The organism is Muricauda sp. SCSIO 64092, assembly GCF_023016285.1.
Lineage (GTDB): Bacteria > Bacteroidota > Bacteroidia > Flavobacteriales > Flavobacteriaceae > Croceivirga.
The window spans coordinates 2,681,603-2,696,217 of sequence record NZ_CP095413.1 but is presented as its reverse complement, the minus strand read 5'-3'; the positions used below and the strand labels follow the sequence as shown (position 1 = coordinate 2,696,217).

The following is a 14,615-nucleotide window of genomic DNA, read 5'->3' as shown; positions in this document are numbered from 1 at the left end:
ATGCACCACAAGACAACTAAGAATACCGACAGAAGATCTTTTATCAAAAAGGCCTCAATGGCCTCAGCGGCAATGACCACGGCACCATTTATCCTTTCCGCTTCTAAAGGGGAAAGATTGGTGCTATCCCGGACGTACAAAGATGGGCTGTTCTCCGCCAATGACCATATCAATATTGGTCTCATCGGTTCTGGAATCCAAGGGATATATGATACCAGGGCGGCCCTTTCGGTGGATGGTGTAAAAATAGTTGCGGCCTGCGATCTTTATACCGGGAGGTTAGATCGTGCCAAAGAGCTCTGGGGCAAGGACCTTTTTGTTACCCGTGACTATCGAAAGCTTTTGGGCCGTAAAGATATTGATGCCGTAATTGTAGCTACCCCGGACCATTGGCACAAAAAAATTGCCGTGGATGCCCTTAAGGCCGGGAAGCATGTCTATTGCGAAAAGCCCATGGTCCAAAAATGGGAGGACGGTAAGGAAATCATTTCCACACAAAAAAGCAGTGGGAAAATTTGTCAGATTGGAAGTCAGGGAATGTCTTCCCTTACCAATGAAAAAGCCAAACAGTTGTACAAAGAAGGTGCCATCGGGGATTTAGTACTATTGGACTTTTATAATGATCGGTATTCGGCAGAAGGGGCTTGGCAATATCCCATTCCTCCGGATCAGAGTCCGGATACCGTTGACTTTGACACTTTTCTTGGAAATGCACCAAAAGTGGCCTATGATCCAACCAGGTTCTTTAGGTGGCGAAATTACAAGGACTACGGTACTGGAGTGGCCGGGGATTTATTTGTACACGCTTTTTCTTCCCTGCACTATATGATTGATTCTTTTGGGCCAACTTCTGCGTTGGCTACGGGCGGGCTACGCTATTGGAAGGATGGCCGGGATGTTCCCGACGTGAGCATAACCCTTTACGATTTTCCCAAAACAGAAACCCATTCCGCTTTTAATGCCGTTTTCCGTGTCAATTTTATCGCAGGTTCCGGAGGAGGTTCAGGATTTAAGTTGGTCGGTACCGAAGGTGAGATGGAAATTGGTTGGAATACGGTCAGTGTTAGGCGGTCCAAACTAAATATGGATCCAGGAGATTACTCCTTAGTGGCCTTTACCGAGAAAACACAAGGGGCCATACGAAGCAATCATTCCACCGTAAGCCCGGAAAATCGAAATTCGGTCCTACAAACCGGTACAACCACTTGGGAGACTCCCAGGGATTACAAGGGGGCACACCATGACCATTTCCATAATTTCTTTACCGCTATTCGCGAGAAGGGGAAAACAATCCAAGACCCCACTTTTGGACTTAGGGCAGCTGGAGCTGCTTTATTGGCAAATGAAAGTTATTACAAAAAAAGTCCCGTAAAGTGGAATCCAACAGAAATGAAAATGATGGGATAAAACCTGCGATTATGATCAAAACGTATGTAGTATTACTTCTTTGTTTCATTTCCTATTCCATAGGTGCCCAGCAAAATCCTTTGAACATCCTTGTTTTTGGAGCGCACCCAGATGATTGTGATATTTCTTCGGGAGGAACGGCAATTCTTTTTTCCAATATGGGCCATAATGTGAAGTTTGTCTCCTTGACCAATGGCGATGCGGGACATCATGAACTGGGTGGTGGTGCTTTGGCCAAAATCCGAAGGGCGGAAGCCCAGGAAGCCGGCAGAAGGTTTGGAGTGGAGTACTCGGTCCTGGACAACCATGATGGTGAACTGATGCCCACTTTGGAAAACCGTTTAAAGGTCATACGGGAAATCAGAAAATGGAATGCGGATGTGGTTATAGCCCCCAGGCCCAACGACTATCATCCCGATCATAGGTACACCGGTATCCTGGTCCAGGACGCCGCCTATATGGTCATTGTCCCCAATGTGGCCCCGGATACCCCGCCCTTAGCAAAGAATCCCGTTTTTCTATACTGCCAGGATAGGTTTAAAAAACCAAACCCATTTGAACCGGATATTGCCGTAATCATTGATGAGGTATTTGAGCAAAAGATGTATGCGACTGCGGCCCATGAATCCCAATTCTTTGAGTGGTTACCCTGGACAAACGGAACATTGGAAAAAGTTCCGAAAGACAAGGACAAACGACTTGAATTTTTGGGCGACTGGCTGGGATCGAAACCAAGTGAAGCTTCATTGGAATGTCTTGGAAAGTGGTACGGGCAAAAAGCCGTTGAAAAAGCTCGCTATGTGGAAGCTTTTGAAATATGCGAGTACGGAAAACAACCCTCCGATACTGAAATACGAAGGCTATTCCCAATGCTTAAAATGTAGGCTTGGGTAAGAATACGTAAAGGATTTCCCAGATAGGTTGAGCCAGGACCAAAGACCTCAGATGGCCTTGACCGAAACGGTTACCCCCCAAATGATCAATGATGAAAAGAAAATACCGATGGCATTCGCAATAAAGGCCTTTTTCCGTTCAATTTGAAATAGATAAGCCGCAATACTCCCCGCATATACCCCTGTTCCAGGTACCGGAAGCATGACAAAAAGTGCCAAACCAAAAAAACCAAACCGATGGATTTTATTTCCTGTGCCCGATTTGGCCCGCTTCGCTACCCAAATCGCTGCTTTTTTATAAGGCCGCCATTGGATGAGTCCTTTGTTCACATTTTCCAAAAAGAACATCATTAAGGGGAATACCAGCACATTGGCCAAAAAGCAAGTCACAAAAACCAGATAACTGTTCACACCCTGCGCAATTCCATAGGGAATTCCCACCTTGGATTCCCCAAAAGGCGACAGGCTCCAAAGAATGGAAGTGATAAGATCTATGATCACAGCTATTTTTTTGCTAAACTACGCTTGAGTAGCAAATATTTCAGCGAAAAGAACGCTAAAAAATGATTAAAATTTTTGTCCCGATCCCCTAATTGAAAGAAAAACCTGATACGGCGAAAAGAAAAGATCAATTTTAGCGTTTTTATACATAGACAGACCGGTCTTTACTATCTTTGAATATGCAAAAAACCAATATCAAGCACCATATCATCTCCATAGCCAATGATTTGTTCTACAGTAACGGATACAATGCTACGGGAATCAACGAAATTGTCGCCAAATCCAATATTGCCAAGGCTACGCTTTACCATCATTTTAAATCAAAAGAAGCTATTTGTATCGCTTATTTAGAAATGCGCCACCAATCCTTTATGAAACCTTTGACCTCTTTTGTGCGCAGTAAACCCCTTGGAAAACCACAATTATTGGCCATTTTTGATTTTTTGAGGAATTTGTACCGACAGGGGGATTTCTATGGTTGTTGGGCACAAAAAATTTTGGGGGAATTGAGTTCTAAAGACAAAAAAATCCATGCTGTGATCCAGCGTCAAAAAAAGGAATTGCTTCTATTTCTGGGAGAAATCGTTGGTGACAATATCGCCCATATTTCAATTGCAGAAACCGAAAAAATTTCGGGAGGACTCTATCTGCTATATGAGAGCGCCATTACCGAGAGTCATTTACATCAAAATGATTGGCCCATACATTTGGCCAAAAGTATTGCCCCATCATTATTTGTGGAATCCCGTTTAAAACAATGAACCCACTTAATCTTTTTGAAATGAGTTCAATAAAAAAACCCGATTCAAAGAATCGGGTTTTTTTGAACGTTTGATCAATACACCAAACTACTGTACAATCAATGTATTGTCGGTTGCTGTTGGATTCAAGGGACAGAAATATACATATTCCCCTTTGGCCAATACGGTAGGTTTTGATTTTTGTGTTTCATTGGTTCCTACCGGTGCAGTGACATAAGCCGTCTGTATATGATTTTCAGGCTTACTGATGTCTTTTCCTTTTTCAACCAAAACAAAGCCTACATTGTGGTCAATACCATTGTTTGCAATTGCAAACACGTAGGTTCCCTCTTCCACAGTTAAGCTTTTTTGTACAAATTCCCCAGGGGTCTGTTCCAAGGAAATGGTCTTGACCTCTTTGGCCATCATCTTATCCTGGGCGTTTGCCGTTACTGCAAAGCCAACCATGACCACTACTAATGCTATTACTCTTTTCATTTCTAAAACTTTAAATTTTATTTGATTTTACTTATGCTTCAACTAAGTCCAAAGGTTGTGCTACGGGAAAATCAACAGGCACATCCGTAGTTTTGTGTAGATAATTGGAAATGGTCTTGTCCCCTACCAACACAATGGTGTCCACAAGGTTTTCCTTTGTCCATCCGGCTTCAAAGAAATTAGCTACCACATTGCTATCCGTGGCTCCCCTATTTTCAGTAATGTTTCGGGCCAATCTTGCCAAGGCATCCAACTTGGTGTCAAATGATGCTTTTCCAGCCCTCAGTTCCAGGATTTGGTCATCGGAAAAACCATTCATTTTGCCAATGGCCGTATGTGCGGATAAACAATAGATACAGTTATTTACCTGGCTCACGGCCAAATTCACTACTTCCTTTTCCTTTGCGTTTAAAGAGGTCTTTCCGTTGGACAGTGTTAAATAGTTGCCCAATGCATTTTCAGAATATGCATAGGTCGCGAAAAGATTGGGAACAAAGCCAACAGCTTTTTCCAGGTTGTCAAAAATAGCTTGGTTAGTACTACTTACTTCTTCTCTTTTAGGTACATTAAATGTGCTCATAATTTTACTTTGTTATCCTCCCTGTATAGGGGGAATTGTTACTAAATATTTGAATTAAACTTGTGTTACAAAAGGTTTCTCGGCATCACAATAAAAATCGTGGTGATGTCTTTGCTCGCAATGCGTAGCAGCTACTGGTCTTACCACCGGTGCTTTTTTAGTGCTCCTAAAAATTTCTATCAGATTGAATATTGATTTCTGTGCTGCATTCATTGTTATGGTTTTTTAATTACAGTACAAAGATGCGGCGATGAAGAGGGTGGGGGTTAGTAGGGATTTCCCGATGGCTTGTCAAAATTTCCCTTAAGGACTTACTAGGGCCCATCCCTGTATTCGGAAGGGGTCATTTTGGTCACTTTTTTAAAGAACTTGCTAAAATGTGCCGGATCGTTAAACCCCAATTCGTAGGCAATCTCCTGGTTTTGCTTATCGGTAAAATGAATCAATCGTTTGGCTTCCAAGGCCAATCGGTCTAAAATGATCTGTTGCGGGGATTTTTGATTGTAAATGGAAAAAAGGTTCGAAAGGGTTTTGGGGGACTTAAACAGCATATCGGCATAATCACTCACCTTTCGTTTGGTGCGGTAATGAATATCCACCAAAAAGTTGAACTTTCGGATTACTTCAATTTGATCATTGTTCAATTCCTTTACGATCAATTGCTCTTTGGCCAAACGGGTGCTCATAATGATCAAACGCTTCAATAGCATTTGAAGCATGTCTCCCTGGATCTTATCCGGAGTGGAAAACTCTTCCACAAAGATATCGTAGTGCAGATCAAATCGTTTTTGGTGCTCCTTATGTAAAGTGATAATGGGCAAATCCTGGGTTCCAAAAAATAGGATACCGTTGCAGGAGACTTCACTATCATGGTCCGCAATACAGTAAAATTCCCTATTGAACAAAAAAGCAGTTATGGGTAGGCTGGCATCCTTATATGAAATTTGTTGCAGGTAGGTAACGGTAACCAATTGATTGGGAAGTAATTCAAGTTTAAGTCCATCCACGGTTAACCATACAGGTTCATTGTTCCTATTCCATAAAAACTTTATGGTCCTTTCGGTTAGGGTAAAGTATCTCCCTTCATTTTTGATATCGTCCGTCAAACCAAACAAAGCACCTAGTTTTGGGTCGTGAAATTCTAGTTTCATAGTTGTTGTCCAAGATTATAAAAGGCCGAAAACCCTGTGGATTAGTCTATTTTTTTGTTTAGTCTTACATCCCCAATACCTGTAAATACGAATGTTAGTCTTGGACAGAACTGTTAATTCATGTTATAAGTTTTTTCCAAGTTGCTGATTTTCCTAGTATTGCAGTGTGAAAGAGATGAAAGAATACGATTTTGCCGCTAATAATTTCTATGCCAAACAGGGATTGAAAAGTCTCCCTTTGGGATCGTGGGATTTATTTTCAAGCGGATTCAACACCCTTTGTAGCGGTTTAAGCGAGGTCAAGAATTTAAAATCCTTTGCCTTGACCCACAAATGGGAAGATACCTCGTCCTTTGAGAAGGAAATTCTGGAAGATAACCATATTGTGGTCGTCACGGATACCAATCTTACCATAGTACACGCTTCAAAAAGTATTTATGGAATGAATGGTTACCTCCCCCAGGAAATTATAGGCAAGAAGCCCAAACTGTTTCAGGGGGAAAAAACGTGCCAGGAGACTTCCCTTAGAATACGTAAGGCCATAGAAAACAGGGAACCTTTTGAAGAGGTTATCCTGAATTACCGAAAAGACGGTTCAACCTATAAATGTTGGATCAAAGGGGCCCCGGTCAAAGATGTCCACGGCAAAGTAGTCAACTTTATCGCTTTTGAGCGCGAGGTAGCTTAGAACGCACAGGTCTCTATTTCCGTTACCCTTAAGGTATTGACCATCCCCTTATCCTTAATGGGCATTGCTGCCAAACTGATCAGCATGTCCCCTACATCCAGGAATCCTTTTTTGCATGCAATTACGTTAACATCCTCAATGGTTTCATCGGTGGAAACATAACGGTCATAATAAAAGGCCTTTACCCCCCATAAAAGATTGAGTTGTGTTAAAATCCTCTTGTTTGAGGTAAATACCAGAATATGTGCGCTTGGACGCCATGCAGATATCTGAAATGCCGTATACCCACTATTGGTCAATGTGGAAATGGCCTTTGCCTGTATTTCATTCGCCATTAGGGCCGCATGGTAACAGACTGATTTGGTGATATATCTTTTGGTCCTGATATGTGGCGGATTCTGTGGCACGGTAATCAAATTTGAGCCCTCCACACTTTTTAAGATACTTGTCATTTTTTGGATGACCTGTACGGGATAATTGCCCACGGAGGTCTCCCCGGAAAGCATTACGGCATCTGCACCATCCATAACGGAATTGGCCACATCATTGACCTCTGCACGGGTCGGGGTTAAGCTTGTGATCATGCTCTCCATCATTTGGGTGGCAATAATTACCGGTATCCTTGCCTTTTTTGCCCTTAGCACCAATTGTTTCTGTATCAATGGGACTTCCTGAGCCGGAACCTCCACCCCCAAGTCACCACGTGCAACCATCAAGCCATCACAATAGGCAACAATCTTATCAATGTTATCAACGGCTTCAGGTTTTTCAATTTTTGCGACTATCGGAATTTTATTATCGGAATGTACTTTGATCAAATTTTGCAGATCGATCAAATCCTGACTAAATCGCACAAAGGACAATGCAATCCAATCCACTTCCTGTTTTATGGCAAAAATGGCGTCCTCAATGTCCTTCTCGGTCAATGCGGGCAAGGAAATATTGGTATTGGGAAGGTTGACCCCTTTTTTGGATTTAAGTGGGCCGCCCTGTATTACCTTGGCCTTTACTTCATTTTCCCCATTGGTATGCATGACCTCAAAAATCAGCTTTCCATCATCCAATAGAATCCGTTCCCCTGGTTTTACATCCTGGGGGAAACTGGTATAGTTCATATACACCCGTTCTGCGCTTCCTTCAAAAGGTTCTCCGGTAACAAAAAGTATTTCATCGTCCGGGGCAACCACCACTTCACCCCCCATGACGCCCACGCGTAATTTTGGTCCCTGTAAATCTGCCAAAATTGCCACATTATACTCCAGCTCTTCATTCAACTCCCTAATCAGTTCTATGCGCTCCTTAACATCGTCATAATTGGCGTGCGAAAAGTTAATTCGAAATACATCGACCCCTTCCTTCATCATTTCCCTTAATACCTCTTTCTTACTGGTAGCAGGGCCTAACGTGGCCACAATTTTGGTTTTCTTCTTTGAAGGCATTATTAAAATATTAGATTTCTTTTAGATTTTAGTGTTTCCACATCCATTTGATAAGCCATGCTTATGCTGGGGACGGTCCGTATAATTTCCAGGGCCTTTGTTATTTCATTGGAATTCCCTGGGCTCAATTTCAGTAAATAGTTGATTTCCTTCCTTTCTTCCAGTAAATAATGTAAGGTTGTGGTCATACTATCCTGAAACAATCCCTGGTCATCGCCAACCTCTTCTACCGTAACTACATTTTTTATTAAATACCACTCCTGGTCCTTAATACTGTCCTTCCACTCATAGAAGGGATACGAAGAGGTTGCAATTTCCAGATCCTCTTCCGCCCTTACCAATTTAAACCCGGTTGCTTTATTGATATGATAGGCCAACGCATAACATTCCATAGCACAATGGAGTGCAATAAGATCGAAGGACTCCATAAACAATCCCTCGGAAATTTTGTGTATAGTGACCATCAAAATCTAGCGAATTGTAAATATAGTGCTAATACATCAACCCGCCTAGTTAAAGCCCATCCTGTAGGGATAAGCAGGTTACGAAAACGTTTGAGTTTACTTTTTCTTAAAAATTAGAGTTCCTTAATTTTATTCTGAAGTGCATAATATGCCCTCTTGGAAGCTTTTTCTTCGGCCTTTTTTTTGGAAGTTGCCCTGGCTTTTGCCAATATTTTGCCATCAATGTAAAGCTTCACGGCAAAATGCCTTAGTTCATCATTTCCAGTATCTTCATAAACCTCGTACTGAAAGTCCTTCTTTTGTTTTTGGCACCACTCAATGACCAAGCTTTTGTAGCTGATGACCTTTCCCTCCAGTTGTTCAATATCCACATAGGGTTCGATAACCCGATTATTAATGAATTTTTCACATGCCGTATATCCCTTGTCCAAATAAATGGCACCCACCAGGGCCTCGAACACATTACCATGGATATTGTCACCAAAATGGGATTTGGGAATCCTACTTTCCACAAATTCCAAAAGGTTCAAATCCTTGCCCAATTCGTTCAAGTGTTTTCTACTTACGATCTTGGAACGCATTTTGGTCAAATAGCCCTCGTCCCCTTCCGGGACTTTATTGTACAAATGCTTTGAGATAATGGTCCCAAGCATGGCATCCCCCAAAAATTCCAATCGTTCATAATTCATGGGATTTCCACCATCATCCCTTTTGTTCATGGATCGATGCAGGAAAGCCTTTTTGTAGATTTCCAGGTCTTTGGGTTTAAATCCCAAAATGTTTTTTATGCCCAAAAAAAAATCCCCATCCGCTTTAGGATGGGAATTAAATATTTTGGGGGCAAACTTCATCGGGAGATTTGACTAGCTAATTTTTTTGAAAAGCACACAGGCGTTGTGACCACCAAAGCCAAAGGTATTGCTCATGGCTATATTGACCTCCCTTTCCTGCGCCTTGTTCAAGGTTAAATTGAGAGCGGGATCAATACTTTCATCCACAGTGCTGTGATTTATTGTTGGTGGGACCGTATTGTACTTCAGTGCCAAAATAGAAGCAATAGCTTCAATGGCACCGGCCGCTCCCAACAAATGACCTGTCATGGATTTGGTTGAATTTATATTCATTTTAGGGGTATGGGAACCAAATACATTGGAAATGGCCTTTAGTTCCGCTACGTCTCCCAAGGGTGTTGAGGTTCCATGGGTATTGATGATATCCACATCCTCTGGTTTAAGACCGGCATTGCGCAAGCAATTTTCCATGACTCGGACCACCCCTATGCCATCTGGATGTGGAGCGGTCATGTGGTAGGCATCACTGCTCAATCCGCCTCCCAAAACTTCCCCATAGATCTTGGCTCCCCTGGCCATGGCGTGGTCATAATCTTCAAGGATCAATGCTCCTGCCCCTTCCCCTAGAACAAAGCCGTCCCTGGTGGCATCAAATGGCCTGGAAGCTGTTTCCGGGCTGTCATTTCTTGTAGAAAGGGCATGCATGGCATTAAACCCGCCCATCCCGGCAATGGTCACTGCAGCCTCACTACCTCCGGTAACCACAACATCGCAATGGCCAAGCCTAATATAGTTTAAGGCATCTATCAAAGCATTTGCAGAAGAAGCACAGGCAGATACCGTTGTATAGTTAGGTCCCATAAAGCCATGCTTAATGGAAATGTTGCCCGGGGCGATGTCCGCAATCATTTTGGGGATAAAGAATGGGTTAAACCTGGGTGTACCATCACCTTTGGCATAGCCAATGACTTCATCCTGAAAGGTTTGCAAACCTCCAATACCTGCTCCCCAAACCACCCCAACACGGAACTTGTCCACTTTGTCCAAGTCCAGTCCGGAATCAGCTATGGCCTCATCCGAAGATACAAGGGCATATTGGGCAAAACGATCAAGTTTACGGGCTTCCTTTCTGTCAAAATAGTCCTGTGGATTGTATCCCTTAAGCTCACAGGCAAATTTGGTCTTAAACTTCTCCGTATCAAAATAAGTAATCGGAGCAGCACCACTTTTACCGTTCTTGAGTCCTTCCCAGTATGCCTCAAGAGTGTTGCCTATGGGCGTGAGTGCACCTAGACCGGTTATCATGACTCGTTTTAATTGCATAGAACCACTATTTAGCCTGAAATTAAAAAAATTATCCATGTGATGAAGCACCACATGGATAATTCCTACTCTTTAGTAAAATATCATAGATTACTTTGCTTCTTCTATATAGCTTATAGCCTGACCTACTGTTGCAATGTTTTCAGCTTGGTCGTCTGGAATCTGAATATCGAATTCCTTTTCAAACTCCATTATCAACTCAACAGTATCCAAGGAATCGGCACCTAAATCGTTGGTAAAACTTGCTTCAGGTACTACCTCATTCTCATCAACACCCAATTTATCAACGATAATGGCCTTTACTCTTGATGCAATGTCTGACATAGTTTATTGGTTTTTAAATTTAAACGTGCGCAAAAATAAAAAACTTTGGATCAAATACACCATTTGTCGATAAAATGTGCTGTAAATTACGGTCTTAACGGCCATCCGATTACTTTTGCGACCTATCAATTCGTATGAAATGAAGGAAATTGTCCTGTTTGCCTCGGGTTCGGGTTCCAATGTGGAAAACATTGTGCAGTACTTTAAGAACAATGTTGGTATTAAGGTTACTTGCGTACTTACCAACAATACGAAAGCGCATGTTATTGAACGATGCAAACAACTGGAAATTCCCCTATTGTACTTTAACCGCACTGCTTTTTCCAAGTCCAATACCGTTCTTAACGTATTGAAATCCCTAAAACCGGACTTAATTGTGTTGGCCGGATTCCTCTGGAAAATCCCAAAAGATCTGGTTGCCGCATTTCCGGATAAAATCATTAACATACACCCTGCCCTATTGCCCAAATACGGGGGAAAGGGAATGTATGGGGCCAATGTGCACAAGGCAGTTAAGGAAAATAGGGAGAAAGAAACCGGAATCACCATCCACTATGTGAACGAGCACTATGACGAGGGCGCTATTATCTTTCAGGAAAGGACGGTGTTGAGCGAAGAAGACAGCTTTGAAACCATTGCCCAAAAAGTCCATACTTTGGAATATGAACATTTTCCGAAAGTGATAGAAAAACTGTTGTTGAAAAATGGCTAAAAAATCGAAATTCTATGTGGTTTGGAAAGGCAAAAGGCCGGGAATTTACGAATCCTGGGATGATTGTCAAGCCCAAATAAAGGGGATAAAGGGAGCACAATACAAGGCCTTTGGCAGTTTTAAGGAAGCTAAAAGGGCGTACAATGGAAATTATTCGGATTACAAAGGCAAAAAAAATGGAAGGGATGAACTCAGTCCCGAAGAAAAATTAAAATATGGGGAGCCAAACTTCCATTCCATTTCCGTAGATGCCGCATCCAGCGGCAATCCAGGAAAAATGGAATATCAGGGCGTTGATACCAAAACAAAAAAAGTGCTTTTCAGGCAAGGCCCTTTTAAGGAGGGCACCAACAATATTGGGGAGTTTTTGGCCATTGTCCATGGATTGGCCTTTTTAAAACAAAAAGGAAGTGACCGGGTCATCTATTCCGATTCCAGGACCGCCATGAGTTGGGTGCGCAAAAAGAAATGCAATACCAAACTTGAAAAAACCGCGGGGAACAAACCCATTTTTGAACTTATAGAACGCGCAGAAAATTGGCTTAAAAGTAATCGCTACAATACCCCTATCGTGAAGTGGGAAACCAAGGCATGGGGGGAAATCCCTGCGGACTTTGGAAGAAAATGACCTTACATTCGCTTTGCCCCGGAATATTGCATGGTCCCTCCTTTTCCAAATCCATAACTAAATCCGAAGGCCACAAACCTTGCCCTAAAACTTCGGTTGAACAGTTCAAAACTGTCCTGCGAAATTTGATTTTCACGTATGCGGGAAGCAAATGCGTCGCGCACGCTTAGGTTAAGCACGCCTTTTCCTTTCATCATCTTTTTTCTAATTCCAAAATCCAAAAAGGCGATGGCATTGATTTCTCCTTGAACGGTTTGATAAGCAGACCGATAATTTCCCGTGGCTTCAACATCGATTCCCAGGGGCAATTTTACCTTGGCCAATAGTTTTGACGACCACTGTTCGGCACTAAAATCAAACAGCGTATCCTCAAGGGAACCGCTTCGGGCGAAGGTATTGTAGTTGACATCCACATTAAGGGTAAGCCAGTTCACCGGGCTGTATTTCGTATTCAATTCCACTCCCCATGCATTATTGGTGCCAATGTTTTCTGGCCGGGTAACATTCACGTTGTTTTCAAAAATGGAAATCCGCTCAATAATGTCCGTTGTATATCTATGATATACTCCTAAGTTCAATGAAGTTTTTCCAATAAGGAAAATGCCGGTTACCTCATAGGAGTCCGTGAACTCGGGAAGCAGATTGGGGTTGCCCTGTCTGATGTTAAAGTTGTTCCGAATATTAAAAAACGGGTTCAGGTCCCATAACCTTGGCCTGTAGATCCTTTTGGAATATCCTGCCTGCAGGGACACCTTTTCTGAAAATTTGTAGGAGGTATGCATACTGGGGAAGAGGTTGGTGTAGTTTTGATCGTTTGTTTCCCCCGTGTTCACCAAAAAAGTTCCAACATCCGTATTTTCCAAACGCATACCTGCTTTTATGCCCCATTTTTTCCCTTCATAAGCTGTCGTTCCATAAACGCCCAACACATTTTGGCCAAACTCAAAGATGTTGGTAAGTCCTGTATCGGTAACAAACGCTCCGTTCTCCAAATTCTGTACCTCAAAATCATTACTGACATCATTAAGGATGTACTGTGCTCCCGTCTCAATGGAAAACGTATCGGAGAACGGTTTGGTGTAATCCAATTTAAAGGTGAAAACGGATTCCTGAAAATTGGTACGTGTGTTTTGATCGGCATCCCTGCTTTCACCGGCTAGGGTAACATCTTCAAATTCTGAGCTTTGGTCCTTTCCAAAGAAGTTCCCCAATGCACTAAAAAGGACATCATGGTCCTCATGGTCCTCAAAATCCTTTTTGTATTGCAGTTCATATTGAAATTTGGGGTTTCTGGCGTCGGTCACTTCCGTACGTTCCCACTCCGAGGTGAAGTTCCCAAAATTGTCCAGTGCCGCAAAATTGGTGGCAGAGGGCTGATCCTCTATTTCAAGGGCAAAATTTCCAGACAGGGTGAGTACACTACTTGGACTGAAATAATAGTCCGTGCCTAAGATAAAATTGTAAAAGGTCTCGTTACGGAACTCTTCCCCAGTGGATAAAATGGTGGTCCCCGTGGTCAAATCCGTATTGCGTATCGTAATTTCATTGGGCAATTCGCGATAACCGGTACCCAACTGACTGAACAGATTAAATTTCTCTGTCCTACGGTTAAGGCTTATCCCTACACTGTGGTTGTCCGGCACGCCCGTATTTACTGAAACAGACCCATTAAACCCTCGCTTTTCCTCTTTTTTGATGACAATGTTAATAATGCCCGAAGTACCCTCGGCGTCGTATTTTGCGGAGGGATTGGTGATGACCTCCACCCTGTCTATCATATTTGCCGTAATCGTGCCCAAGGCATTGTTCTCATCACTGGTGAGGATGGAGGGTTTGCCATTGATAAGTACTTGCACGCCCTGGCTGCCCCTAAGGCTGATCTGCCCTTCGATACTTACATTCACCGAAGGGACATTGTTCAATACCTCTAGTGCACTGGCCCCTGTACTGCTAAGGTCCTTTCCCACGTTGAACACCCTTTTATCCAACTTGAACACGGTTTGGGACACTTCCCCTTCGACCACCACTTCTTCCAATTGCTGGGCATCCTCGGACATTTCCACTGTACCTAAATCCACAATCCCATTTTGCGGTGCGGGAGGTTGCAGTACCACTTTTTCAAAACCGATAAAACTTATTTCAATATAATGGTCACCAGCATTGGTTTCCAAAGAGAAGGTACCATCTTCCAAGGTGGTAACGCCCGTAATAGCCTGCTGTGTGGACAAATCACCGATCATTACCGTTGCATAGGCCACTGGTTGGCCAGAGTCCCTGTCAACGATTTTTCCCGTGTAGATCACGCTCCCCTCCTGTGCATTGGCCTTGGTACCAAAAAGGCAAAACACTACCAGGGCCATAATAAGCAATACACATTTTGTCCTTGGTGCAATGGGATCCATAAGGTTTCCAATTTTTACCAAAATTCTTAAAGCCCCCTGAAAAGCTGAACTATTTTCCGTGAACGACGGACGTT

At 42.8% G+C, this 14,615-nt stretch carries 16 protein-coding genes; 6 read left to right on the top strand and 10 right to left on the bottom strand.

The window, feature by feature from the left end:
• Positions 1-1,407 (top strand): Gfo/Idh/MocA family protein, encoded by a 1,407-nt coding sequence (locus L0P88_RS11390; RefSeq protein ID WP_247134690.1) that lies wholly within the window; start codon positions 1-3, stop codon positions 1,405-1,407.
• An 11-nt stretch (positions 1,408-1,418) separates the two neighbouring features.
• Positions 1,419-2,291 carry a PIG-L deacetylase family protein gene (locus L0P88_RS11385; protein ID WP_247134689.1) on the top strand — a complete coding sequence of 291 codons (873 nt, stop codon included), beginning with the start codon at positions 1,419-1,421 and terminating at the stop codon, positions 2,289-2,291.
• Positions 2,292-2,348: 57 nt separating this feature from the next.
• Here L0P88_RS11385 and L0P88_RS11380 read toward each other — a convergent pair whose 3' ends face one another.
• Entirely contained in the window at positions 2,349-2,801 is a 453-nt protein-coding gene (locus tag L0P88_RS11380) for a small multi-drug export protein (protein ID WP_158776066.1), read from the bottom strand.
• A 179-nt stretch (positions 2,802-2,980) separates the two neighbouring features.
• On the opposite strand from L0P88_RS11380, the gene L0P88_RS11375 reads away from it, so the two are divergent.
• Positions 2,981-3,562 (top strand): TetR/AcrR family transcriptional regulator, encoded by a 582-nt coding sequence (locus L0P88_RS11375; protein WP_247134688.1) that lies wholly within the window; start codon positions 2,981-2,983, stop codon positions 3,560-3,562.
• Between the two features lie 87 nt (positions 3,563-3,649).
• Here the strand turns inward: L0P88_RS11375 and L0P88_RS11370 are convergent, their stop codons facing one another.
• From L0P88_RS11370 to L0P88_RS11360, 3 genes are all read right to left on the bottom strand, one after another.
• Complete coding sequence (locus tag L0P88_RS11370; RefSeq protein WP_158776068.1) at positions 3,650-4,039, bottom strand: plastocyanin/azurin family copper-binding protein; 390 nt, start codon at positions 4,037-4,039, stop codon at positions 3,650-3,652.
• Positions 4,040-4,070: 31 nt separating this feature from the next.
• Positions 4,071-4,619, bottom strand: coding sequence for a carboxymuconolactone decarboxylase family protein (locus tag L0P88_RS11365; protein WP_247134687.1), 549 nt, complete (start codon positions 4,617-4,619; stop codon positions 4,071-4,073).
• A gap of 314 nt (positions 4,620-4,933) precedes the next feature.
• Positions 4,934-5,770 (bottom strand): helix-turn-helix domain-containing protein, encoded by an 837-nt coding sequence (locus L0P88_RS11360; protein WP_247134686.1) that lies wholly within the window; start codon positions 5,768-5,770, stop codon positions 4,934-4,936.
• 175 nt (positions 5,771-5,945) lie between these two features.
• Between L0P88_RS11360 and L0P88_RS11355 the strand changes: the two genes are divergently transcribed.
• Complete coding sequence (locus L0P88_RS11355; RefSeq protein WP_247134867.1) at positions 5,946-6,458, top strand: PAS domain-containing protein; 513 nt, start codon at positions 5,946-5,948, stop codon at positions 6,456-6,458.
• Here L0P88_RS11355 and pyk read toward each other — a convergent pair.
• The 5 genes from pyk to L0P88_RS11330 all read right to left on the bottom strand — a co-directional run bounded on the left by pyk (position 6,455) and on the right by L0P88_RS11330 (position 10,799).
• A complete protein-coding gene (pyk, locus tag L0P88_RS11350) occupies positions 6,455-7,897 on the bottom strand; it encodes a pyruvate kinase (RefSeq protein WP_247134685.1) in 1,443 nt (480 codons plus the stop codon). The two genes, L0P88_RS11355 and pyk, sit on opposite strands and share 4 nt — an antisense overlap.
• 2 nt (positions 7,898-7,899) lie before the next feature.
• The gene (locus L0P88_RS11345; protein ID WP_247134684.1) at positions 7,900-8,361 is read right to left on the bottom strand and encodes an IPExxxVDY family protein; all 462 of its coding nucleotides are present in this window, start codon (positions 8,359-8,361) and stop codon (positions 7,900-7,902) included.
• Between the two features lie 113 nt (positions 8,362-8,474).
• Positions 8,475-9,212: a ribonuclease III gene (gene rnc, locus L0P88_RS11340; RefSeq protein ID WP_247134683.1), complete on the bottom strand. Its 738-nt coding sequence runs from the start codon at positions 9,210-9,212 to the stop codon at positions 8,475-8,477.
• 12 nt (positions 9,213-9,224) lie between these two features.
• Positions 9,225-10,475: a beta-ketoacyl-ACP synthase II gene (gene fabF / locus L0P88_RS11335; protein ID WP_247134682.1), complete on the bottom strand. Its 1,251-nt coding sequence runs from the start codon at positions 10,473-10,475 to the stop codon at positions 9,225-9,227.
• A 90-nt stretch (positions 10,476-10,565) separates the two neighbouring features.
• Positions 10,566-10,799, bottom strand: a complete 234-nt coding sequence (locus tag L0P88_RS11330; protein WP_010519573.1) for an acyl carrier protein — start codon at positions 10,797-10,799, stop codon at positions 10,566-10,568.
• Between the two features lie 139 nt (positions 10,800-10,938).
• Here L0P88_RS11330 and purN point away from each other — a divergent pair, with 139 nt between their 5' ends.
• Both purN and L0P88_RS11320 read left to right on the top strand, forming a co-directional pair.
• Positions 10,939-11,511, top strand: coding sequence for a phosphoribosylglycinamide formyltransferase (gene purN / locus L0P88_RS11325; RefSeq protein ID WP_247134681.1), 573 nt, complete (start codon positions 10,939-10,941; stop codon positions 11,509-11,511).
• Positions 11,504-12,139: a viroplasmin family protein gene (locus L0P88_RS11320; RefSeq protein WP_247134680.1), complete on the top strand. Its 636-nt coding sequence runs from the start codon at positions 11,504-11,506 to the stop codon at positions 12,137-12,139. Before purN ends, L0P88_RS11320 begins: the two co-directional genes overlap by 8 nt.
• Positions 12,140-12,141: 2 nt before the next feature.
• Here L0P88_RS11320 and L0P88_RS11315 read toward each other — a convergent pair whose 3' ends face one another.
• Entirely contained in the window at positions 12,142-14,541 is a 2,400-nt protein-coding gene (locus L0P88_RS11315; protein WP_247134679.1) for an outer membrane beta-barrel family protein, read from the bottom strand.
• Positions 14,542-14,615 lie beyond the last annotated feature (74 nt).